This is a genomic window from Phytobacter palmae (assembly GCF_039409775.1).
Taxonomy (GTDB): Bacteria; Pseudomonadota; Gammaproteobacteria; order Enterobacterales; family Enterobacteriaceae; genus Phytobacter; species Phytobacter palmae.
In genome coordinates this window covers 191,599-213,668 of sequence record NZ_JBCIVJ010000002.1, presented here as the reverse complement: position 1 = coordinate 213,668, position 22,070 = coordinate 191,599, and the positions used below count along the sequence as shown (strand labels likewise).

The 22,070-nt window shown below is 52.9% G+C and carries 19 protein-coding genes; 9 read left to right on the top strand and 10 right to left on the bottom strand.

Features of this window, described 5'->3' with window-relative positions; translation table 11 throughout:
- Positions 1 to 11 precede the first annotated feature (11 nt).
- Both AAIG39_RS03700 and AAIG39_RS03695 read right to left on the bottom strand, forming a co-directional pair.
- Positions 12 to 1,661 carry an alpha,alpha-trehalase gene (locus AAIG39_RS03700; protein ID WP_090083796.1) on the bottom strand — a complete coding sequence of 550 codons (1,650 nt, stop codon included), beginning with the start codon at positions 1,659 to 1,661 and terminating at the stop codon, positions 12 to 14.
- Between the two features lie 252 nt (positions 1,662 to 1,913).
- A complete protein-coding gene (locus AAIG39_RS03695) occupies positions 1,914 to 2,819 on the bottom strand; it encodes a LysR substrate-binding domain-containing protein (protein WP_343193216.1) in 906 nt (301 codons plus the stop codon).
- Between the two features lie 163 nt (positions 2,820 to 2,982).
- On the opposite strand from AAIG39_RS03695, the gene AAIG39_RS03690 reads away from it, so the two are divergent.
- A complete protein-coding gene (locus AAIG39_RS03690; protein ID WP_343193215.1) occupies positions 2,983 to 3,744 on the top strand; it encodes a sulfite exporter TauE/SafE family protein in 762 nt (253 codons plus the stop codon).
- Positions 3,745 to 3,826: 82 nt separating this feature from the next.
- Positions 3,827 to 4,279 (top strand): GNAT family N-acetyltransferase, encoded by a 453-nt coding sequence (locus tag AAIG39_RS03685; protein ID WP_343193214.1) that lies wholly within the window; start codon positions 3,827 to 3,829, stop codon positions 4,277 to 4,279.
- A gap of 115 nt (positions 4,280 to 4,394) precedes the next feature.
- On the opposite strand, the gene aguA is transcribed toward AAIG39_RS03685, so the two are convergent.
- Together aguA and aguB are read right to left on the bottom strand one after the other, a co-directional pair.
- Positions 4,395 to 5,477 (bottom strand): agmatine deiminase, encoded by a 1,083-nt coding sequence (gene aguA / locus AAIG39_RS03680; protein WP_343193213.1) that lies wholly within the window; start codon positions 5,475 to 5,477, stop codon positions 4,395 to 4,397.
- Positions 5,477 to 6,364, bottom strand: a complete 888-nt coding sequence (aguB, locus tag AAIG39_RS03675) for an N-carbamoylputrescine amidase (RefSeq protein ID WP_090083804.1) — start codon at positions 6,362 to 6,364, stop codon at positions 5,477 to 5,479. The genes aguA and aguB overlap by 1 nt, the downstream gene beginning before the upstream one ends.
- 129 nt (positions 6,365 to 6,493) lie before the next feature.
- On the opposite strand from aguB, the gene AAIG39_RS03670 reads away from it, so the two are divergent.
- Positions 6,494 to 7,408: a LysR family transcriptional regulator gene (locus AAIG39_RS03670; RefSeq protein ID WP_343193212.1), complete on the top strand. Its 915-nt coding sequence runs from the start codon at positions 6,494 to 6,496 to the stop codon at positions 7,406 to 7,408.
- 296 nt (positions 7,409 to 7,704) lie between these two features.
- The gene (locus AAIG39_RS03665; RefSeq protein WP_343193211.1) at positions 7,705 to 8,667 is read left to right on the top strand and encodes a fimbrial protein; all 963 of its coding nucleotides are present in this window, start codon (positions 7,705 to 7,707) and stop codon (positions 8,665 to 8,667) included.
- Positions 8,668 to 8,707: 40 nt separating this feature from the next.
- Here AAIG39_RS03665 and AAIG39_RS03660 read toward each other — a convergent pair whose 3' ends face one another.
- Positions 8,708 to 9,466, bottom strand: coding sequence for a glutamine amidotransferase (locus AAIG39_RS03660; RefSeq protein ID WP_249569549.1), 759 nt, complete (start codon positions 9,464 to 9,466; stop codon positions 8,708 to 8,710).
- 299 nt (positions 9,467 to 9,765) lie between these two features.
- Between AAIG39_RS03660 and AAIG39_RS03655 the strand changes: the two genes are divergently transcribed.
- The 3 genes from AAIG39_RS03655 (at position 9,766) to AAIG39_RS03645 (ending at position 14,065) form a co-directional block, all read left to right on the top strand.
- Complete coding sequence (locus AAIG39_RS03655) at positions 9,766 to 10,713, top strand: helix-turn-helix domain-containing GNAT family N-acetyltransferase (protein WP_343193210.1); 948 nt, start codon at positions 9,766 to 9,768, stop codon at positions 10,711 to 10,713.
- A 570-nt stretch (positions 10,714 to 11,283) separates the two neighbouring features.
- On the top strand, positions 11,284 to 13,182 hold the full coding sequence (locus AAIG39_RS03650) for a methyl-accepting chemotaxis protein (RefSeq protein ID WP_343193209.1): 1,899 nt from the start codon (positions 11,284 to 11,286) through the stop codon (positions 13,180 to 13,182).
- A gap of 142 nt (positions 13,183 to 13,324) precedes the next feature.
- On the top strand, positions 13,325 to 14,065 hold the full coding sequence (locus AAIG39_RS03645; protein WP_343193208.1) for a class I SAM-dependent methyltransferase: 741 nt from the start codon (positions 13,325 to 13,327) through the stop codon (positions 14,063 to 14,065).
- A gap of 65 nt (positions 14,066 to 14,130) precedes the next feature.
- Here AAIG39_RS03645 and AAIG39_RS03640 read toward each other — a convergent pair whose 3' ends face one another.
- From AAIG39_RS03640 to AAIG39_RS03625, 4 genes are all read right to left on the bottom strand, one after another.
- Positions 14,131 to 14,841: a helix-turn-helix transcriptional regulator gene (locus AAIG39_RS03640; RefSeq protein ID WP_343193207.1), complete on the bottom strand. Its 711-nt coding sequence runs from the start codon at positions 14,839 to 14,841 to the stop codon at positions 14,131 to 14,133.
- Between the two features lie 33 nt (positions 14,842 to 14,874).
- Complete coding sequence (locus AAIG39_RS03635) at positions 14,875 to 15,240, bottom strand: VOC family protein (RefSeq protein ID WP_343193206.1); 366 nt, start codon at positions 15,238 to 15,240, stop codon at positions 14,875 to 14,877.
- 165 nt (positions 15,241 to 15,405) lie between these two features.
- Entirely contained in the window at positions 15,406 to 16,758 is a 1,353-nt protein-coding gene (gorA, locus tag AAIG39_RS03630) for a glutathione-disulfide reductase (RefSeq protein WP_249569473.1), read from the bottom strand.
- Between the two features lie 227 nt (positions 16,759 to 16,985).
- Positions 16,986 to 17,828 (bottom strand): 23S rRNA (adenine(2030)-N(6))-methyltransferase RlmJ, encoded by an 843-nt coding sequence (locus AAIG39_RS03625; protein ID WP_090083818.1) that lies wholly within the window; start codon positions 17,826 to 17,828, stop codon positions 16,986 to 16,988.
- Between the two features lie 193 nt (positions 17,829 to 18,021).
- Here AAIG39_RS03625 and AAIG39_RS03620 point away from each other — a divergent pair, with 193 nt between their 5' ends.
- Positions 18,022 to 19,293, top strand: coding sequence for an acid phosphatase (locus AAIG39_RS03620; RefSeq protein WP_090083820.1), 1,272 nt, complete (start codon positions 18,022 to 18,024; stop codon positions 19,291 to 19,293).
- Positions 19,294 to 19,331: 38 nt separating this feature from the next.
- Here the strand turns inward: AAIG39_RS03620 and AAIG39_RS03615 are convergent, their stop codons facing one another.
- Positions 19,332 to 19,781 (bottom strand): hypothetical protein, encoded by a 450-nt coding sequence (locus AAIG39_RS03615; RefSeq protein WP_090083821.1) that lies wholly within the window; start codon positions 19,779 to 19,781, stop codon positions 19,332 to 19,334.
- Between the two features lie 231 nt (positions 19,782 to 20,012).
- Between AAIG39_RS03615 and prlC the strand changes: the two genes are divergently transcribed.
- Entirely contained in the window at positions 20,013 to 22,055 is a 2,043-nt protein-coding gene (prlC, locus tag AAIG39_RS03610; protein WP_090083823.1) for an oligopeptidase A, read from the top strand.
- Positions 22,056 to 22,070: the final 15 nt, after the last annotated feature.

Genomic DNA, 22,070 nt, shown 5'->3' with positions numbered 1-22,070 from the left:
CAACGGGGGAGCTACGGCTCCCCGTATAAGCCAATCAGGCGTCTAACCACACCGTTTGTCCAGCCAAAGCCATCCTGGAGCGGATATTCACCCCCACCCCCTTCGCGCGGCGTACTGCTGGCGATATGGTATTTCTCAATAAGCTTGTGGTGGCGCTGGTAGAAATGGTTAACGGTACGCAGCCAGTTATGGGCAATCTCATCGCCCAGCGCGTCGTTGCCATACAATTTAAAGCCCTGTATCGCCATCCACTGTAAAGGAGCCCAGCCGTTGGGCTTATCCCACTGCTCGCCGGTTTCATACTCTGTTGCCAGAATGCCGCCAGGCGTCATCAGGCGGGTGCGCGTGGCCTCTGCCAGCTTATCGGCCTGCTCATGGGTGGCCATGCCGACATACAAAGGCACCAGGCTGGCCGCTGAAAAGAGCGCCATTTCACCACGACGCCAGTCGTAATCGCGATAACAGCCCTTTTCCTCATCCCACAAGTAACGATTGACCGCCGCGCGTCTGTCGCTGGCTTTCTGACGGAATTGCGCCTCCTGCTCCCGTTCGCCTTTTAAACCGGCAATATTGGCGATAGCGCTTTCCAGTTTGAACAGGAAGGCGTTCAGGTCGATTGGGATAAACTGGGTGGTGCGAATACTTGCCAGGCGATTGGCGTCACGCAGCCAGCGCGACGAGTAGTCCCAGCCGGAAGCCGCACCTGCGCGGAGGTCGCGATAAACCTCGTTAGCAGGGCGAGAGGAGTGCTTAGCTGTTTCCACATCCTCCAGCCAGGATTCATCTCGCGGCGTGTCCCTGTCGTCCCAGTAACGGTTGAGCAGGGAACCGTCAGGCATACGTACCGCGTGACGATAGGCCTGGTTTGGCAGCAGCGATTCCGCCCCATCCATCCAGAAGTCATACTCCATCAGCAGATGGTCCAGATAGCGCCGCGCACCGCGCACACCATCCTCTTCGAACAGTTCTACCATCAGGGCGAACACTGGCGGCTGCGAACGGCTGAGATAATAGGTACGGTTACCGTTCGGAATATGACCGTAGCGTTCAATCATCCAGGCGAAGTTATCCGCCATGCATTTCAGCATGTCGTGGCGACCGCTTTCCGCCAGCCCCAGCATGGTGAAATAGGAGTCCCAATAGTAGGTTTCGCTAAATCGGCCACCGGGGACGATGTAGGCCTGTGGCAGGGCAAGCAGCGATGACCACGGGATATGATCCTGCGGCTCACGTGTCAGCACTGGCCAGAGCTGGTCGATATGCTCTTTAAGAGAGTTTTCCGGATCGGAAACATATTCACTGCCATAGGTTTCCGGCATCCAGAAGTGCGCCTGTACAAACAGACGCAGGTCAAAATCGGGCTTGCGCTTAATTTTGCGATAGCGAATTAAGATATCGAGCGGATCCATTTTCGGCGCACAGTCCGGGAATGTTTTGCTGTCGGCAAAAATACGCGATGACTGAACGTGTTCAAACAGTTCCAGGTAACGATCGGAAGGGGTCAGGGCATCCGAAGCGGGCAGCCCCTCGATCATTTCCGGTTCCGGCTCCGCGTCGATCATTTCAGCCAGTTTTAACTCGCAGGGATCGATTTCGTAGCGGGGTTCTTCTGTGATCCCAAATTCTACGGATTCAGCGCTGTGAAGTTTCTGGTTGAACATAATAATACTGGCCTCCGGAGGTCGTCGTAAGAGATTACGGGTGTTTCCCGGCATATATATAAGCTTAGACATTCGCTTCGATCTTTGGGGTGCAAAGCGTGCGCTAGATCACACTTAATCCCTGGTGAAAACAGAGCGAAATCTATTTATCTTTATTATTTCAGTCGCTTAATTACTACATGTCAGCAAGCGCAGCGCCAGAATTCAGAACATTCAAAATGCAACAGGTTATGAATATTCCGGGCAATCCCTTTAGCCTGGTGAATTTCCTCTATTCATGCCAGGCAGCAACTGCAAAAAATTCAGCGTTCGCGGGTTATTTTCACTCTCCCGGGTGACAATCGCCATGCATAACTCTGCATCATCTTCGGTAAGAGGGATAAATTTCACCCCCTTTGGTTTGAGCTGATCGATAGGCCTGGGTAGGACGGAGACGCCAACTCCGGCGCCGACAAGCCCGATATGGGTCAATACTTCCGCCGCTTCCTGCACTACGTACGGGGTGAAGCCCGATTTTTGACACATGCGCCTGACCTTATCCGGCACCGACGCACCGGCTGTGTCGGGATAAAAGATAAAAGGCTCATCTTTCACATCGGTGATGGTGAGAGTTTCACAGGTGGCTTTGGGATGATCGTCCGGCAGCACGACGCAGAGCTGGTCACGTCTGATAACCCGGATATTGAGCCCATCACGGGCTGTGCCCGGCGTGACGCGAATGTATCCTACATCGATATCTTCATTCAGCAGAGCGGTGAATTGCTGTTGTGAGTACATCTCGCTGAGGGTGACCCGAACCGCAGGGAACTGACGGCGGAAGGCTTTGAGCGGTTCGCTGAGTTCATCAACCAGCAGCCCGGTGGTGGTAAACCCAATGCGTAACTCCCCGCTTTTTCCCTGCGCGATAGCCTGTAGATCTGCGGGCAGGTCGCTGCTGAGTCGCAACATCTCCCTCGCCTTAATCGCCAAATGCTCGCCCGCCTCTGTGAGGGCGACTTTGCGCCGGGTGCGATTGAACAACAGAACGCCCAGCTCTTCCTCAAGCGCCTGGATCTGCTGTGATAATGGCGGCTGGCCGATGTTGAGCTTTTCTGCCGCGCGGGTGAAGTGAAGCTCCTCGGCCACGGCCAGAAAATAGCGAAGGTGACGGAATTCCATTTATATTTCCGGATATATAAATATATAGAGATTTATATATTGGACAGATATAAATCGCAAATTTACTATAGCCGCCGGATTATAAATAAAACGCGATTCCACTTTTCACAGGCTCCCCCCACGCGTGCGGGTGGCAGGCCTGTACGCTGAACCAGGAAACCAAATGAGCAGTGAATTATTGGTATTAATACCCGTGGCATTTATTGCCGGAATTATCAATGCGGCGGTAGGCGTAGGTGGGTTGATTATCATGCCGACGTTTTATTCTACTCTGCCGCATTTCACACCTGCCGAAATAATGGGAATCGATAAGTGCTCCTCAGTAATGGGGCACCTGATGTCTATTAAACAATTTACCGCGCGCCTGCGATTGCCATGGACATTGATTTTGCCGACCGCAATCAGTGCGGTTATTGGCGCATACTCGGGCATAAGGTTGCTTGATTTTATGCCATCAGACTGGATGCGTCCGATAGTGATTGTGGTACTGGCGATCATGCTGGCGTACACGTGGTTTAAACCGCAGTTCGGTCATAGCGATACCAGCCGGGAACCCACCCGGGGCGATTTGGCTAAGGGGATACTGTCAGGTTTTGCGATTGGTTTTTATGACGGCTTTATCGGCCCGGGGACCGGCAGTTTTCTGCTCTTTTTATTTATCCGTTTTTTCCATTTTGATTTTTTACGCGCCACGGCCTGCGCGAAGGTGGTAAATTTCGGCACCAATTTCTCCACGCTATTCTTTTTAATTCCTAATGGTCTGATTCATTACGAAATGGCGATACCGTTAGGGGTTTCCGCGATTTGTGGTTCGCTGGTAGGCGTACGTGTTGCCCTGCGCGGCGGAAATCTGTGGATCCGCCGTCTGTTCCTGATTCTGGCCGCCACGCTGCTGATAAAGCTGTTATGGGAAACGCTGCATTAACCGTGCATCAGGTTATCGAATGACCTGCCGCCACCTTTGCGTGCTATCGTCAGCGTTTTCCCACTATTTGCATGAGACGATAATGGAATTCGCGACGGTTTCGCTTGATGAGTGCCTTGATATTCGCCATCCGGTGTTATGGCCGCAACTTCCCCGTGATGCGTCACGGGTGGAAGGTGACGAGGATGCGTTGCATTTCGGCATGCTGCATAACGGTAAGCTGGTAAGCTGCCTGTCGGTCTTTATGCTGGATGCGTCGGTTTGCCAGATTCGCAAATTCGCGACTCTTGATACCTATCAGGGGCAGGGTTTTGGCGGTTTTTTGTTGCAGTCGGTACTGGAAAAGATGACGGCAGACGGGGTACGGGAAGTGTGCCTTGATGCGCGTATCGGGGCCGTCAATTTCTATAAGAAGTTTGGTTTCCGTGCCGAAGGTGAGAAGTTTTTTAAAAAAGGCGTCGAGTACGTGCGAATGACGCGGGGTCAGGAGCATTCCCCTGTGGCGCTTTTGCTTACCGGGGCTACAAAATCGTAGTCCGGCTAAGGGGCTTGCGCCGCATCCGTGAATCCTCACAGGAGACGGGGAGATTTATCGAGCGGGCTGATGACGGGTTTGCCCCTCTCCCTTTTAAAGAGAGGGGGCTGCGCAATTAACGCGGGATCTGCTGCGTAATGCAATGAATATTGCCACCGCCGAGCAGGATTTCCCGAGCCGGAACGCCGGTAATCAGAAAATCCGGGAACATCTGCCGGAACAGCACTTCGGCCTGCGCATCGGTTTGTGGGTCCAGCAGCGGGTAAATAATGTGCTCGTTACTGACCAGGTAATTCACGTAAGAGCCCGCCAGACGATTGCCTTCGGTGCGCTCAATCGCTGTCCCTTTTTCGACGTCACAGGTCTCTTCTGCGCTGGCATACAGCGGCTGCGGTGACGGCACTTTCCAGATTTTTAGCTTGCGACCACGTGCATCCGTGGTGTTTTCCAGGATGTTGAGTGCGGCAACGGAGCGGGCATACTGCGGGTCGTTCTCGTCGTCAGTCCAGTGCAACGCTACTTCACCCGGGCGGACAAAACAGCACATGTTGTCGATGTGGCCATCGGTTTCGTCGTTGAATACCCCTTCCGGCAGCCAGATAAAGGTCTCAACGCCCAGATACTCACGCAACTGTTGCTCAATTTCCGCCTGTGACAGGTGTGAGTTGCGGTTCGGGTTAAGCAGGCACTCTGCGGTGGTCATGAGTGTACCTTCGCCATCAACGTGAATAGAGCCGCCTTCCAGAATCAGGTCAGTGTGATAGCACGGCATCTGGTGATACTGCGCCACCTGACCTGCCACGAGCTGGTCTTTATCCCAGCTCTCATACAGGCCGCCCTGCAAACCACCCCAGGCGTTAAACGTCCAGCTCACGGCGCGAATCTCTCCCGCCGGGTTACGGACCACGGTTGGGCCGGTGTCGCGCATCCAGGCATCGTCGCTTTCCATCTCAATCAGCGTCACGCTGGCTGGCATGGTGCTGCGCGCTTTGTCCATTTCAGCACGGGGCACCGCCATAATAACCGGCGTGGTGCGGGAAATGGCCTCAGCCACGGCGGCGAACGCCTGCTGTGCGGGCGCACCATTGGCGCGCCAGTTGTCAGTACGATAAGGCCAGCACATCCAGACTGCCTGATGCGGCGCCCATTCTGCAGGCATAGCGAAGCCATCCTGACGCGGAGTTGTCAGCGCGGACATTATTTGCTCCTTTCGCTGCCGTCAGAAGTGGCGATGGTGCCGTACATGTTCGGACGACGGTCGCGGAACAGGCCCCATGACGCGCGCTGTGCGGCAATCGCGTCCAGGTCGAAGGTGTGTACCAGCACCGCTTCGTCGGTTTTGTTGGCCTGCGCGACCAGCTCACCGGTCTGATCGGCGATAAACGATGAACCGTAGAAGGTCATTTCCAGTCCTTCGATATATTTGCTCGCTTCGGTACCGATACGGTTAGAGGCGATAACCGGCACCAGGTTTGCCGCAGCGTGGCCCTGCTGAACGCGCGTCCAGTGCGGCTGGCTGTCGATATCCGGGTAAGCTGGTTCAGAACCAATTGCCGTCGGGTAGAAGATGATTTCCGCGCCATTGAGTGCCAGGCAGCGTGCGGTTTCAGGGAACCACTGATCCCAGCAGATGCCCACGCCGATTTTCGCGTAGCGGGTATTCCACACTTTGAAGCCGGTATCGCCTGGGATGAAGAACTGTTTTTCCTGATAGGCCGGGCCGTTCGGAATATGCGTTTTACGGTAGGTTTCCATCACGGTGCCATCGGCATCGATCATCACCAGCGAGTTGTAGTACGCATTATTGTGTTTTTCGAACAGGCTTAACGGCAGAACAACTTCCAGCTCTTTTGCCAGGGCGGAGAAATGTTTGATCAACGGGCTGGTGGCTACTTCCTGCGCCAGCGCATAGTGCTCCGGGCTCTGATCGATACAGAAGTAGGGGGCCGCGAACAGCTCCTGAATCAGGATAACCTGCGCGCCTTTGCTGTGCGCGTCACGTACCAGACGCTCAGCGTTGGCAACGTTTTTTTCCAGTTCCCAGGTGCAGGCCATTTGAGTAGCGGCAACCGTTACATTTCTCATGAGCGTCTCCATAAAAGCAGATGTTGAAGTGTGCAGTTTATAAACACCAGGCGTGCTTACTTTACGTTGTGATGACTATAGCAATCTCCAGTGTTATGCATAAAATGTATTATTTGCATGAAATAATGAATGGGGTACATAGTGGTGATGGATCTGAATTTGCTGCGCCTGGTGCCTATTCTGGCCAAAGAAAAAAATGTCACCCGGGCGGCACGCAAAGCCAATATTACTCAGTCGGCATTCAGCCATGCGCTCAATCGCCTGCGAGAACAGCTTAATGATGAGATGTTCGTTCGCACCCGCAATGGCATGGAACCGACGCCTTACGCGGCGTCGATGATCCCGGTCATTGAAAATGCCCTGAGCAAACTGGAGGCGGCCACACGGGGAAAAGGTAACTTCGACCCGAGCAAAGATCCGCACACCTTCTACATAGGCGCGGTGGATTACTTCGAATTTATGTATATGCCTGCGCTGACGGCGAAATTTAAACACTCTGCGCCTAATGTTCGCCTGTCCGTCGATATTCTTTCGGAAACCATTAAGTTTGAACGGGTGGAACGCGGGCAACTGGATGCCTTTATCGGCGTGGATAATCTGCAATACATCCCCCACTATTTTAATAAACACCCACTGATTTCCGACCATTATGTGGCGATTGCTTCGGTGGAGCGTCGCGATCTTCCTGAACAACTGACTCTTAAACACCTGGTCACGGAAGCGCAAATTCATCTCCCGGCGGTCAGTTCCGGCGCAGACCATATTGATAGCTGGCTACTGACGCAGCACCTCTACCGCCCGCTAACAACGGTGGTGCAGAGTTACGCGGTGGGTGGGCGTGTGGCGGTGGCGTCGGGTTATCTGATGTGCGTACCGTACCGCATTGCGAAGGAACTTGCCGCGATGATGCCGCTGCGAATTATGGATTTACCCGATGGCGCACCGTCTTATGACTTAATCCTGTTAACACATCGCTTATTTGATTATCAGTCGGCATTGCAGTGGCTGATCAGTGAATTAAAGGTGGTTAGTTTTGATGTATAACCATTTTTTCAAATATTCTTCACCAACAACCTTAGATTTATCATCGTAAGCAATCGATTTTAAATAACCAAGGATTCATCCAATGAATTATTAATAAAATCATCAAATGATGTCTGATTTTTAATAACTGCTGACTTGACGACCCGAATAGCGGGGTATAAGTTATGGAAATTACATTTTATTAATCACATCAGACGTCTGAGGATGCCTGAGAATGAATAAATATAACTATTTTGAATAATTCAAGGTGGTTATGTTGCCAGTGACATTAATTCATTTACAAGGACGAGATTGTTATGATTCAAGGGAAACTGAATTTTAAAAGTGCACTGTTCATATTGTTCTTATCCAAAAGCGCTATGGCTTTTAACTTTAATCAATCAAGTGCAACAGCCTATATGAATGCTTCAGGCTTCCCCAATACATTGGGAGATATTACTTCTTTAGCAAGTGGAGCAGCGTCGGTCACCGCGAATGGCTGGCCAAATCCTATTTCAAAAGATCTGGTTAAGATTGAATCAGTTACACTGGACCCAGCACTGATTGATCGTGAATTTACGATTGAAGTTAAAATCGCCAATTCAAGTTGGATGTCCAGTACTACGGCGATAAATAAATGTGTCTGGGTGGATGGGATTTGCTCTACGAATGGCTCAACGTCCACGGCAGTGAGTAATAGGGCAACCCAGCCGGTGTCAATTAGATTAAAGAGAAATAGCCATAATCCTTATGCTGCAATTCCGAATGGTGCGAATATTGCGACTATTGGATTACGGCAATATGGATCATCACGGATAGGATCGCTTGCTAATCTCTATTTTAAATTTAATGGATCTGTCACGCCCATTATTCCTACCTGTGATGTCAAAAACTTCGATAACAACGTTACCCTACCCGTGGTTAATCGTACTGATTTAGTGAGCCATGGTTCCGGGCGCTACACCCGTGTGACCAAAGAATTTCATATTAATCTCGCCTGCGAATACTCACCCAAAGTCAGTGTCAAATTTAATGGTGACAAAATGTCAGGTATTGCCAGCGAAGATGTTCTGGTAAACACATTCAGTGGTAACGATAATATTGGTGTTCAACTTATGTATAACAGTAATGCGATAAAAATTGGTGACAATATTGAAGTACTGAGCGCGGCGGCTAACAGTGAAAATTTAAACTTTAACGCTTATTATTACTATAAAGGTGGTGCAGTACAGAGCGGCCTCGTCAAAGCTAACAGTGAATTCACCTTTACCTACCAATAATTTTTCTTTTCAGGGGCATAACCATGCCCCCAATGGTTCATCAGGCACTCTGCGCCAGCATATCCTGCTGGGGTGCCACACGATTAAGCGCTTGATGTACAAAGCGGCGCAGCAATTCTGTAGCTTCCGGCGACGGCTGAACAGCTGATAATAGCGCCTGCGGATCAAACCCTTCTTCAATCAGCACAGCCTCGCGCTGGCGAATCATGTCAGAGGCGATTTCTGGAGTGAATTCCGGGTGAAATTGCGTCGACATGGCATTGGGTCCGTAGCGAACAATCTGGTGCCGATCATGAGCGGATGACGCCAGCGCCAGCGCCCCTTCCGGCAGGCGGGAGACGGTCTGCATATGGGTCAAATGCGCCGGAAATTCACGCGGCAGGGTGCTGAGCAGCACATCATTACTGGCGTGAGGATGAAGTTGAATCGCCTGGCTGCCAACCTCACGCCCCTGCGGATGCCATTCCACTTCCCCACCTAATGCATGCGCCATTAACTGATGACCATAACAGACGCCAAACAGCGACATACCTGTTGATATGGCTTCGCGTACCCACGCGGCGGCGGCTTCGCTCCAGGGGAGGCGGTCTGTGACCATTGCCCATGAGCCGGTAATCACCGCCACGCGGCTGGCATCCGGCGGCGGAAGCGCTTCGCCTTCAAACACTCTGACCACTTCTGTTTTCTCCAGAGGATGCTGAATGGCACGACAAAACCAGGCGGGGATATCGCCATGAGCTTCACGAATAGACTCTGAGGGGAAACCTACTTGCAGGATAATTAACGGACGGTCTGCCATTACAACCACTCTCTTCCTCTGCTGAACATTTGCTCAACTATGCGCCGAAAAATACGGCCTGTGAAGGGTTTAGCGCGAAGAGGATTGTAAAGGCGAAGCGGCAAACGGCGCGCTTTGCAGGCCTGTTCTGTGGCTATTTGGTTGTTTTAGTGGTGAAAAAATAATCACGGTAAGGCTTATGCTTTTTTTGACTATTTTTAGCTTTTTTACGCTCACGCAGACGATCGCATGAGCGACTGTTGACAGATATGCCACCAGATGGTTGTATCACTCAACTATCTCTTTGAAGAGCTACAGGTATGCAAAACGCCAGTCTGGTTAATGAGATCCGTGTTGCCTCCCGTCTTATGGTCCGCGAGCTGGGGTTTATGCATGCCACCCTTGCTGCCACAGACTATTCCCCCTCAGCGGTGCATACCCTGTTAGAAATTGACAACCAGGGGGCTATGACTGCAGCTCAACTGGTCCAGATGTTGGGGCTGGAGAAATCCAGCGTAAGCCGTATGCTCGGTAAGCTCGTTCGTGCGGGCGAAATTCATGAAGTGCCGTCCAGAGTCGATGCGCGTTTTAAACAGCTGCAACTCACCGCTCAGGGAAAAGAGAGCGTCGCGCGCATCAACCAGTACGGCAGCATGCAGGTAATTGAAGCGCTTGAGCATCTCACCCCTTGCCGGCAACACGCTGTTGCCGCTGGCCTTTCAGCTTATGCACATGCGCTGGCAGCCTGCCGGAACGGTGAAGTGCCATTGCAACAACGCGAGATTGAGATCGTCTCAGGCTATCGTCCTGGCATGATTGGCCGAATTAGCGAAATGCATGCCAGCTATTACTCCCGCCATTATGGCTTCGGGTGTTTTTTTGAAAGCAAAGTGGCGGCAGGGCTGGCTGACTTTGCCGGGCGCCTGGATGTGGCGTGCAATCGTATCTGGCTTGCCGTTCATCATGGGCGGATTGTGGGTTCGCTCGCGATTGATGGGCAGGATCTGGGTAATAACGAGGAGCATCTTCGCTGGTTCATTCTGGATGATGATTGCCGTGGCAGCGGCGTGGGCCGTCGGTTACTCAGCGAAGCGATGGATTTCTGCGACAGTCAGAATTTCACAGCGGTGCAACTGTGGACCTTTAGCGGACTTGATGCGGCGCGGCGGCTTTATGAATCCTTTGGTTTTCTGCTGGCAAAAGAGTGGCAGGGGGAACAGTGGGGCAGCAAGATGCGGGAACAACAGTTTACGCGCAAACGCGTATGAGACTCGCGTAGCGTAAATATTGAGAGTGATTGGTGAATTGTCCCTCACGGTGCGCAGACGTTTATGATGTACGTGTTTTCAACCTGGCGGCCGTTTTCCGAATTGTTGTCCGCAATGTATCACCCGGAAATACTTCATCTGATTACCTGCAAATATTGTCTCATGGCTGACATTTTAACAGGAAGACGCTTATTTTGATGGGAATGGTATTCGTTTCGGATCGCGTTGCACATATTTAGCTTAGGGAAATTGCCTGCGAAATATAAGGTTACTCATAGCGATTAAAATGCTTTCATATCTGGTTTCATGAGAATGTTCGCATATTGATAAAAATATTATTGATATCATCGATGTATGCTCATCCACAGGAAATAATTCATTACGCCGATATTATCTTTTATAGAAACAGGGCATGGCACTTAAAAATGTGAACGGCAGAGCGTTTTTTTCTAAAACATCATTTTGTCCTTTGAATGCGCTTTTATATGAAACCGTAGCACGATTTAGATTAAAGAATTTCAAATAAATGTCGTTATTACACCTAGTTCAACCAGATTGAGTGCTGCCATTATGACATGGAAAAATACCCAGGGCCGAATTGGCCTGTTGCTTATAAGCTTTTTCGTTATCTTATTGATTGTTACCTATATTGTTATAAAGCAATTCGTTTCTCCGCAGATTATTGAAACTGAGACCAAAAATATTCAGGCGACGGTTGAATTACAAAGTAACGCGATTAAAGAACAGATGAACCGCGTTAAGGCTCAGCAACGCTCAATCACAGAATTGGTTGTCGGGCTGCAAAGTGAGCAAATCGATGAATTATTACCGCGTCTGGTTAACCAATATGGCGATTTAAACGTATTCGGCGGCGGGATTTGGCCTTTGCCTGGTCAGCGTGATCCGGCACGGGACAAATTCAGTACCTTCTATGCCCGCGACGGAGGCGGCAATCTGCAGGTCAATACCGTATGGAACCAGCCGGAATCGGCAAAATACTGGGAACAACCCTGGTATAAAGACGGCATGAATGCGCCAAAAGGCGAATGTGCATGGGCGAAAGCCTATCAGGACGCAGCCAGCCCGCAGCCGAGGACTAACTGTGCAATGGCGATCTGGAAAGACGGTAAAGCCTGGGGCGTGGCGACCATTGACGTGACGCTGGGCTTCTTTAACCAGCTTGCAGTCGACATGGGCAAAGCGGTAAACGGCAGCGTACTGATTGTCGAAGCGGACGGCAAAATCGTCGGCAACGGTTCCTCCGTACAGGATAAACCGGCGCTGTCAAACGTTCGCGATCTGGGCATTCCGGCGGCGGCACCGTTAATGGGCCTGTTAGGCCAGGGTAAAACAAAAGAAGTGCGTGGCAGCTATGACGGTGAAGACGGGGCGCATTCCCTGTTCGTTCTGCCAATCAGCGGCAGCCCGTGGTTTATGGCAGTCGACATTCCGAGCAGCCACCTGGTAAGCCTGTCTGACGCTATTATGACCAAACTGACCATCGTGCAGGCGATTATTGGAATACTTATCGTCTTTATCATGATGATCATTGTGCGCAACATTTTCCATAATGTGACGCTGCTCAATCGTAATATTGAAGCGCTGTCCAGCGGTGGTGCGGATTTAACGCAGCGTCTTGCGCAAAGTAAGAGTCCGGAATTTAACGCCATTATCAATAACTTCAATAAGTTTATTTCGTTCCTTAATGAACTGATGCAGCAGGTAGGGAATAGCTCAATGGCGATCTCTTCGGCTTCGCGCCAGATTGCCAGCGGCAACCTGAATCTCTCCTCGCGTACCGAAGATCAATCGGCCTCGATTGTGGAAACGGCGGCTTCCATGGAAGAGTTAACCAGTACCGTGCGCCTTAATGCAGAGAATGCATTGCAGGCGAATAAGCTGGCGGAAGAGGCCTCAGCGGCGGCGAAACAAGGGGCCAATGTGGTTAACAAAGTCGTCTCCACGATGAATAACATCAATGAGTCCTCCTCTAAGGTGGTGGAAATCATCAGTGTGATTGACGGCATCGCCTTCCAGACCAACATCCTTGCGCTTAACGCTGCGGTGGAGGCGGCAAGGGCGGGTGAACACGGGCGTGGCTTCGCCGTGGTCGCCGGGGAAGTTCGTTCACTGGCGCAACGCAGTGCCCGTTCGGCTCAGGAGATCAAGAAATTGATTGAAGAGTCGGTGAGCAGCATTGAACAGGGCAGCGGACTGGTCCGTCAGGCGGGTACGACGATGGACGGCCTGATGGAAAAAGTTGAAGGCGTGGGCGTACTGATCTCAGAAATCAGCTCTTCCAGCGATGAACAAAGTCGTGGGATTGCCCAGATCAACATCGCCATTAACCAGCTCGATAGCGCGACGCAGCAGAATGCGGCGCTGGTCGAAGAAGTTGCGGCGGCCGCGCAGTCCATGGAAGAACAAACCGTACAACTCGAAAACGTCGTTGGTAGCTTTAAGCTTTAACAGACAACCTGGCCGACTCTGCGGAGTCGGCTTTCTCATTTCCGGCGTCCGTCACTTATCCTTCCCGTCAATTTCCATTTCATTCCCCTTGTCGTAAAAATTCATTCGCACTACTGTATTTTTACTAAACAGAGGAATCCCCATGCTGAACTGGTTTGCAAGCGGCGGCGCTGATTACGCCCGCTATCGCCCGGAATACCCCACAGCCTTGCTGGACTACCTGCTTTCGGTGACGCCGGAGCGTCGCCATGCGCTGGATGTCGGTTGCGGTACGGGCCAGTTAACCCTTTTACTGGCCTCAGCTTTCAACAAGGTGACGGGCATTGATCCCAGTCAGACGCAAATCGACAACGCCACGCCGCATGCCCGCATTGAGTATCTGACAGGCCCGGCGGAACAGCTTCCTCAGACGCTGCGCGATATCAATCTGATTACCGTCGCCCAGGCAGCCCACTGGTTTGATTTACCGGCCTTTTACCGTGAAGTTCAGCGGATTGCGGCGCCAGACGCGGTGATCGCGATTATCAGCTACGGCGTTCTCAATCCTGACGAGACCATTTGGACGCGCTTTCGCCAGTTCTACTACGACGAGATTGGCCCCTACTGGCCTCCGGAACGGCAACTGGTGGACAACGGGTATGCGGGCATCGCTTTCCCGTTTACGGAAATGGCCGTGCCGGAAATGGAGATTCGTTTGCAGTGGGATCTTGACGCCTTGATGGGGTATCTCTCCACCTGGTCTGCGGTGAAGCGCGCGCGTGACGCCGGACAGGAAGGCCTGCTAATTCGTTTTTACGATGATGTGCGCAACCTCTGGGGCGACCCGGCCCGCACGCGCACCTTTAGCTGGCCGATTAACATCAGGGCCGGGAAAATAGGGTAACGTCCCGGCGCGCTAATGCAGGTAGAGGGCAGATTGAGCGTGTCATGCCTGGTGGTTGCTGACGGTCAGTACTGCTTTTCACCGTCTCGCTTAGCTCTCGCTTTTTGCTGGCGGATAAAATCCTCAAGGGATCTGTCGGGCCGTTCGACAAACTGGTTTCCGGTTAAGGTCACGGCCAGGCAGCGATCGAGGCGGAAGCAGCGATAATCCTGACGCAACTCGCACCAGGCTACCAGTACCCACACCTCTCCCCAGAAAGAGAGGCCGAGCGGATGAATCACCCGCTCAGAGCCTTCACCCTGCTCGTTCTCATAACCAATCCAGACCTCATCACGCTGGCGCATGGCCTGATGGAATATATCAAACCAGCGCCGCGTCTGTGGGTGCTTGCCAAAGTCCGGGGTCAGAATGCGGTTTCGTTCGGCCAGGATGCGTCTGTCTGTCGGCAGCACCGCCAGCAGCTTTTCCTGTGCCGAACCCGCCGCGTTAGCCAGTGCGTCGCCGCTCCAGGTTTGCAGCATGCCGATCGCCGCGATCAGCGCTTCTACTTCCATCGCGGTGAACATCAACGGTGGGATATCAAAACCCGGCATCAGGCGATACCCACTCCCTGCCTCACCCTGGATGGGTACGCCGGAAAGCGACAAATCGCGAATATCCCGATAGACGGTACGCTCCGACACCTCCAGCCTCTCGGCCAGCAGAGCGGCCGTGACCCGACGGCGCGTACGCAGTATCTGGACTATCTGGAACAGACGATCGGCACGGCGGCTCATGGCAAGTTTCCTGTCAGCATCCAATAAGCATTATCAGGCTGGTTGATGAAGCCCGACTTTATTCCCTTCACTGTCAATGATAAGCGCGATGGTGCCAATATCATCCGGTAAAATTTCTGGCCCGAAGCAGCAGGAGCCACCTTTTTCCGCCACTTTCTGGAGGGAAGCGGCGATATCTGCGGTATAGAGATAGACCACGGTGCCGTCCGTTGAAGGCTGTAACGTCTCTGATTTTACCAGCGCCCCGCCAGTCGACGGCTCCTGATAATGAAAGACCGCCATCGACATACCGGCGACATGCTCCTGACGAAATTGCGCGTTGATGCAATGTGCATAAAATGCCGTTGCCCGTTGCAGGTCCTGAACCGGAATCTCAAACCAGTTGATAATGTTGCTCATTTTCTCGTCCTCGTTGTGTTTTCGACAACGAGATAATGACACCCCCCTCCTGACAGCATAGTGTCAGGAGAGATCGAGGAGGAAGATATTATTACCGGAGGCGGTGCTGCGCACCTGTCCAGGCTACACGCGGTAGCCCGGACAGGGGTTCATCAGGGGAGGAGGTTACCGCATGGTGACAAATTCTTCTGCCGCTGTCGGGTGAATCGCCACGGTATTGTCGAAATCCTTTTTAGTGGCGCCCATTTTCAGCGCGACCGCGAAGCCTTGCAGAATTTCATCCATCCCGAAACCGATGCCGTGGATACCGACAATTTTCTCTTCCGGGCCAACGCAGACTAATTTCATGCGGCACGGCTGACGGTGAGAGGTCACGGCGGTATACATCGCGGTAAACGATGATTTATACACTTTAACTTCGCTATCGCCATACTGCTCGCGCGCCTGCGGCTCGGTTAAACCGACGGTGCCGATCGGCGGATGGCTGAACACTACGGTAGGAATGTTGCTGTAATCCAGATGTTCGTCCGGCTTGTTATTGAACAGGCGTTCAGAGAGGCGACGGCCTGCGGCCACGGCGACAGGGGTCAGCTCAACCGCTCCTGTATTGTCACCCACGGCGTAAATACCCGGCACGGAGGTATTCTGGAATTTATCCACCACGATGAAACCTTTCTCGTCGGTTTTCACCCCTGTGACTTCCAGATTGAAAGTGTCATTCGCCGGTTCACGGCCAATCGCCCAAATCAGGCAGTCCACCGTCTGGCTGCGTCCATCGTCCAGCTCCAGCGTCAGGCTGCCATCGGCGTTTTTCACCACCGCTTTCGGTACAGCCTGGGTATGCAGCGTCGGGCCTTCGGCTGCCATCACTTCAACCAGCGTTTCGCTGATTATCGGGTCGAAGCTACGCAGCGGCGAGTGCTTGCGCACGAACAGATGTGCTTCTGCACCCAGCCCGTTAATCACTCCGGCCAGTTCAACGGCAATATAGCCTGCGCCTACCACCGCCACGCGTTTCGGCAACGCGGGCAGGGCGAAGAAACCGTCTGAGTCGATACCGTATTCCGCACCCGGAATCTTCGGATGACTTGGGCGACCACCGGTGGCGATCAAGATGTGATCGGCAGTGATCGTCTCGCCATTAACCTCGATAGTCTTCGCATCGACAAAACGGGCGAAACCGCGAATCACATCGACATTGTTTTTACCCAGCACGTTGTCATAAGAGGTGTGGATACGGTCAATGTAGGCCGTGCGGCTGGCGACCAGCTTGTTCCAGTCGAAATGATTGACGGTGGTGTCGAAACCGTAGTCCGGCCCGTACAGATCAATAGCCTCACGGATTTGCGCCGCGTGCCACATCACTTTTTTCGGAACACAACCCACATTCACGCAGGTGCCGCCCAGCTCTTTGGCTTCAATCAGCGCGCACTTCTGGCCGTACATGGCGGCGCGGTTAATTGAGGCAATGCCACCGCTGCCACCGCCAATGGCGATATAGTCGTAATGTTTGCTCATGGTTAATTCCTTAGAGCCTATCCAATTAGGCTATTTTATTTGCCACCCTGGACCTGGCAGTGCTCACACTCCTCACGTACTGCGTGTACGCTGCGGTTGTTCCGCGCTGTCCGTGTCCAGACTCGCTGCAACACTGTACGCCTACCGGGCAGGCGCTTAATCCTGAACGAGGTCGAAAGTGTCGCGATTGTAACGCGCTGTCTGCAAAGATCCTTCGATTGCTGCGATTACTCGGGAACAATCCAGTTGATGAGCGTATGGCCTGTCCCGGCTGGCACCAGTTTACTGTGCAGCCACGGCAGCACGTTATTCATCTGTGCTTCTAATTTCCACGGTGGGTTAATCACGATCATGCCGGAGGCCGTCATCCCGCGCTGGTCACTGTCCGGGCGAACCGCCAGCTCAATCTGCAGGATTTTACGAATGCCGGTTGCTTCCAGGTCATGCACCATACGTTTGATTTGCTGGCGCAGTACCACCGGGTACCACAGGGCATAGGTACCGGTAGCAAAGCGCTTGTAACCTTCGCTAATGCCGGATACCACGGCCTGATAGTCGCTTTTGATTTCATACGGCGGGTCGATCAGCACCAGGCCGCGACGGGAAACCGGCGGCAGTTTAGATTTCAACTGCTGGTAGCCATCGGCACGCTCAACGCGGGCTCGCTCGTCTTTCTGAAACTCCTGGCGCAGCAGCGGATAGTCGCTCGGATGCAGCTCGGTCAGGAACAGACTGTCCTGCTCGCGCAGCAACTGACGGGCAATCAGCGGTGAACCGGGATAGTAGCGCAGGCTTTCGCTACGGTTGAAATGGCGAATCACATTCATATAGGGCTCAAGTTCAGCCGGAAGATCATCCTGTTGCCAGATGCGCCCAATCCCTTCCAGATACTCCCCGGTACGTTCGGCATGTTCACCGGAGAGTTGATAGCGGCCCGCACCCGCATGGGTATCGAGATAGAGAAACGGTTTCTCTTTTTCCTTGAGCGCTTCAATGATCAGGCTCTGAACGGTGTGTTTGAGAACGTCGGCATGGTTGCCGGCGTGGAAGCTGTGGCGATAACTGAGCATGGAGATAGAATTTCCAGAATATGAACGAGATTAGCGACAGTTTACCGTAGATTGCGCGGGAATGCCGTTGAACCCTGCGGTTGTTTCAGGCGGTCGTAAAACGTTTCAAAATTTATCCCTGTCACAAAAGCGTCAACTTGTAGGGCTAGCGTCGAGCGCAGGCAAGGTAATCACTTGAATAAAAGGATAAAAAATGAAAATCCGTCTAACACTATTAACCGCCTCCCTGCTGCTTGCTCACCAGGCGATGGCGAAAGATGTGTCACTCAGTACGGCGCGCGATATTGCCAATACCACCACGCCAGCTTCGGAAAGTCAGGCGTTTGATGCGCTGGAAAACCAGTCGCTGGCCGCGCTGCGTGCTGCGCTCAAAGGCGACGGCGCAAAGGTGGAGCGCGAGCGCCTGGAAAAAGCGTCGCAAAGTGCAAAACAGGCCGACACCGCCTGGCTGAAAGCCAGCGGCTATGATTTCAAAGTAAAAGATAACCAGCAGGCAGGCATTGAATTGCTCTCCTCATTCAATAAGCTGCCTGCCTCCGAACTGGAAGCCAACCTGAACACCGTTGAGAAAATTAACCTCGACGCCACTCAGGGGCTGCGCCATCAGGCGCTGGCGGATGCAGAAGGTATCAGCTACCTGTACTTCCTGTCCGACGCGCTTGGCCCTCGCCTGGGTAAAGCATTTATCACCGCCTATGACAAAGGTGAGTTAGGTAAAGCGGCTGCGCTAATTAAAGCCAGTGAAGTTAGCACCGGCGCGGCGAAGAAACACTTCGACTACAAGCGTCCGTTTCTCATTCAGGGCAACACCATCCACCAGGTCCCTGATGATGTGGTGGTGAAAGACAACAAACCATATTCCGCTGAGGGTGGCTCTTTCCCGAGCGGCCATACTAATACCGGCTATACCGATGCGCTGTTGATGGCAGAGATGATCCCGGAACGCTTTGATTCTCTGGTGGAACGCGGTGCCCGCTATGGCTACTCGCGCATTGTGCTTGGCGTGCACTATCCGCTGGATGTGATGGGGTCAAGAATGGTAGCCCAGCGTAACGTGGCGCATTACCTCAACGATCCGCGCTATCGTGCGCTGTTTAATGAAGCGCGCGATCAGCTGCGCGTAGCGCTGGAAAAAGAGTGCGGCACGTCGCTTGCGGAGTGCGCGAAAACGGTGGGCAAAGACGATCCGTACCGCGATCCGGCGATGAAAGAATTTTACCGCTTCACCATGTCCTACGACCTGCCGCAGCAAAAAGGCAAAGCGCAGCCGGTCAAAGTACCGGAAGGGGCGGAAGTGCTTCTGGAAGCGGCGCTGCCAAACCTGTCGGCGGCAGCGCGGCGTGAATTGATGGTGAAAACCGCACTGCCAGACGGTTACCCGCTCTCTGGCGAAACTGCCGATCAGAACTTCTGGCAACGCCTGAACCTCTCAGCGGCGTATGCGACGGCGCATAAAGCGAAGTAAGCGTTACAACGGTGCTGGCGTTGCCGGCATCGTGATGCTCACAGGTTCCACGTGCTCAGCTCACGTACGCTGGCATCAGGATTGGCGCGTTTAACCGCCTCCAGGAAATCGGCAAACGCCGTATTGAACAGGGTATAGTTGTGACGAAAACGCGCCTGTTTTGTCTGTCCGTCAATTATATAAGTCACTATCCAGAAGGAACGGTTATTCACCTTGATAATGTCGCGTTCGACTTTGGTTATCGCACTCAGTGGAACAGATTTTTTTACATCAAGCTGAATTTCATAGAAATGCTCTTCATCGAAATAGTAATCAGTGGGTAACAGCTGGCCCCCTTTGCCGGGCCGAAAAGTTTTGGTGGTTAGCGATATCTTGCGCAATCCCATGGACTCTGCCGCGCTGTTTTTTCGACGTCGCCATTTTGGCAAGATGAGCACCAGCCCGATAAGCATAAGTAGCGGCAGTATTGCCTGAATGAAATTCAACATGCGGTCTCCTTGTCGCCGTTGTGATGAGTATACGCGCAGTCCGAGTCTTCTTAGAACTTTGATTCCATAGTAGAAACGGCACCGTCTGTGCAAATGGGTATTGCAGCGATAAGCAGTTCAGCGCAACGCCTGCCATTGAAATCCTCTACACTTAACCCCATGCTACAACGTTATGCAGAGCGCCGGATCGTGCGCTTCACTCACTCTCTTTAACAGGACAGGACTGCGCTTATGACCAATCCATTACTCACGCGTTTCGAATTACCGCCGTTTTCAAAAATCCTGCCTGAACACGTCGTGCCTGCCGTGACGAAAGCGCTGGACGATTGCCGTACCGCGGTGGAAAGCGTGGTAGCCCATGGTGCGCCGTACACCTGGGAAAATCTCTGCCAGCCGCTGGCGGAAGTGGACGATGTGCTGGGGCGTCTGTTCTCCCCGGTGAGCCATCTGAATTCCGTGAAAAACAGCCCGGAACTGCGTGAAGCCTATGAGCAGACCCTGCCGTTACTGTCGGAATACAGCACCTGGGTCGGGCAACATGAAGGGCTGTACAACGCCTACCGCGATTTACGCAATGGCGATCACTACGCCACCCTGAGCGTTGCCCAGAAGAAATCGGTCGATAACGCCCTGCGTGATTTCGAGCTGTCCGGTATTGGCCTCGAAAAAGAGAAACAAAAACGCTACGGCGAAATCGCCGCACGTCTGTCCGAACTGGGCAATCAGTACAGCAACAACGTACTTGATGCGACTATGGGCTGGACAAAGCTGGTGACCGACGAAGCAGAGTTGGCCGGTATGCCGGAAAGTGCGCTGGCCGCCGCAAAAGCCCAGGCCGAAGCCAAAGAGCAAGAGGGTTACCTGCTGACGCTGGATATCCCAAGCTATCTGCCAGTGATGACCTATTGTGACAACCAGCCGTTGCGCGAAGAGATGTACCGCGCTTACAGCACTCGCGCCTCTGACCAGGGGCCAAACGCAGGAAAATGGGATAACAGCCCGGTGATGGCCGAAATCCTCGCCCTGCGTCACGAGCTGGCTCAACTGCTCGGTTTTGAAAGCTACGCCTATAAATCGCTGGCGACCAAGATGGCGGAAAACCCGGCGCAGGTTCTGGACTTCCTGACCGATCTTGCTAAACGCGCCCGTCCGCAAGGGGAAAGAGAGCTTGCGCAATTGCGTGCGTTCGCCAAAGCAGAGTTTGGCGTGGATGAGCTGCAACCCTGGGACATCAGTTACTACAGCGAGAAACAGAAACAGCATCTGTACAGCATTAGCGACGAACAGCTGCGCCCTTATTTCCCGGAAAATAAAGCGGTGAGCGGCCTGTTTGAAGTGGTGAAACGTATTTACGGTATTACCGCGAAAGAGCGTCACGATGTCGATGTCTGGCATCCGGATGTGCGTTTCTTTGAGCTGTATGATGAAAGCAATGAACTGCGTGGCAGTTTCTATCTCGACCTTTACGCCCGCGAGCACAAACGTGGCGGCGCGTGGATGGATGATTGCGTAGGGCAGATGCGCATGGCGGATGGCTCTTTGCAGAAGCCGGTGGCCTACCTTACCTGTAACTTCAACCGCCCGGTCAGCGGTAAACCCGCGTTATTCACCCATGATGAAGTGATCACCCTGTTCCACGAATTTGGTCATGGTCTGCATCATATGCTGACCCGTATCGAAACCCCGGGGGTGGCAGGTATTAGCGGTGTGCCATGGGATGCGGTGGAGCTGCCGAGCCAGTTTATGGAAAACTGGTGCTGGGAGCCGGAAGCGCTGGCATTTATCTCGGGTCACTACGAAACGGGCGAACCGTTGCCGCAGGACCTGCTGGATAAAATGCTGGCCGCGAAAAATTATCAGGCAGCGCTGTTTATCCTGCGTCAGCTGGAGTTTGGTCTGTTCGATTTCCGCCTGCACGCCGAGTTTAGCCCTGAGCAAGGGGCTAAAATCCTCGATACGCTGTTTGAAATTAAAAAACAGGTCGCCGTGGTGCCAAGCCCGACCTGGGGCCGTTTCCCTCACGCTTTCAGCCATATCTTTGCGGGGGGCTACGCAGCCGGGTATTACAGCTACCTGTGGGCGGATGTGCTGGCGGCAGATGCCTACTCACGCTTTGAAGAAGAGGGTATTTTCAATCGCGAAACCGGGCAGTCTTTCCTCGACAATATTCTGACCCGTGGTGGTTCAGAAGAGCCAATGGAACTGTTTAAGCGTTTCCGCGGCCGCGAGCCTCAGCTGGACGCGATGCTGGAGCATTACGGTATCGAAGGCTAATCTCCTTCATACGTC

Excerpts from the sequence above, each read along its gene's own strand:
- AAIG39_RS03700 (WP_090083796.1), bottom strand. The coding sequence starts at position 1,661 with ATGTTCAACCAGAAACTTCACAGCGCTGAATCCGTAGAATTTGGGATC.
- AAIG39_RS03695 (WP_343193216.1), bottom strand. The coding sequence starts at position 2,819 with ATGGAATTCCGTCACCTTCGCTATTTTCTGGCCGTGGCCGAGGAGCTT.
- AAIG39_RS03690 (WP_343193215.1), top strand. The coding sequence starts at position 2,983 with ATGAGCAGTGAATTATTGGTATTAATACCCGTGGCATTTATTGCCGGA.
- AAIG39_RS03685 (WP_343193214.1), top strand. The coding sequence starts at position 3,827 with ATGGAATTCGCGACGGTTTCGCTTGATGAGTGCCTTGATATTCGCCAT.
- aguA (WP_343193213.1), bottom strand. The coding sequence starts at position 5,477 with ATGTCCGCGCTGACAACTCCGCGTCAGGATGGCTTCGCTATGCCTGCA.
- aguB (WP_090083804.1), bottom strand. The coding sequence starts at position 6,364 with ATGAGAAATGTAACGGTTGCCGCTACTCAAATGGCCTGCACCTGGGAA.
- AAIG39_RS03670 (WP_343193212.1), top strand. The coding sequence starts at position 6,494 with ATGGGGTACATAGTGGTGATGGATCTGAATTTGCTGCGCCTGGTGCCT.
- AAIG39_RS03665 (WP_343193211.1), top strand. The coding sequence starts at position 7,705 with ATGATTCAAGGGAAACTGAATTTTAAAAGTGCACTGTTCATATTGTTC.
- AAIG39_RS03660 (WP_249569549.1), bottom strand. The coding sequence starts at position 9,466 with ATGGCAGACCGTCCGTTAATTATCCTGCAAGTAGGTTTCCCCTCAGAG.
- AAIG39_RS03655 (WP_343193210.1), top strand. The coding sequence starts at position 9,766 with ATGCAAAACGCCAGTCTGGTTAATGAGATCCGTGTTGCCTCCCGTCTT.
- AAIG39_RS03650 (WP_343193209.1), top strand. The coding sequence starts at position 11,284 with ATGACATGGAAAAATACCCAGGGCCGAATTGGCCTGTTGCTTATAAGC.
- AAIG39_RS03645 (WP_343193208.1), top strand. The coding sequence starts at position 13,325 with ATGCTGAACTGGTTTGCAAGCGGCGGCGCTGATTACGCCCGCTATCGC.
- AAIG39_RS03640 (WP_343193207.1), bottom strand. The coding sequence starts at position 14,841 with ATGAGCCGCCGTGCCGATCGTCTGTTCCAGATAGTCCAGATACTGCGT.
- AAIG39_RS03635 (WP_343193206.1), bottom strand. The coding sequence starts at position 15,240 with ATGAGCAACATTATCAACTGGTTTGAGATTCCGGTTCAGGACCTGCAA.
- gorA (WP_249569473.1), bottom strand. The coding sequence starts at position 16,758 with ATGAGCAAACATTACGACTATATCGCCATTGGCGGTGGCAGCGGTGGC.
- AAIG39_RS03625 (WP_090083818.1), bottom strand. The coding sequence starts at position 17,828 with ATGCTCAGTTATCGCCACAGCTTCCACGCCGGCAACCATGCCGACGTT.
- AAIG39_RS03620 (WP_090083820.1), top strand. The coding sequence starts at position 18,022 with ATGAAAATCCGTCTAACACTATTAACCGCCTCCCTGCTGCTTGCTCAC.
- AAIG39_RS03615 (WP_090083821.1), bottom strand. The coding sequence starts at position 19,781 with ATGTTGAATTTCATTCAGGCAATACTGCCGCTACTTATGCTTATCGGG.
- prlC (WP_090083823.1), top strand. The coding sequence starts at position 20,013 with ATGACCAATCCATTACTCACGCGTTTCGAATTACCGCCGTTTTCAAAA.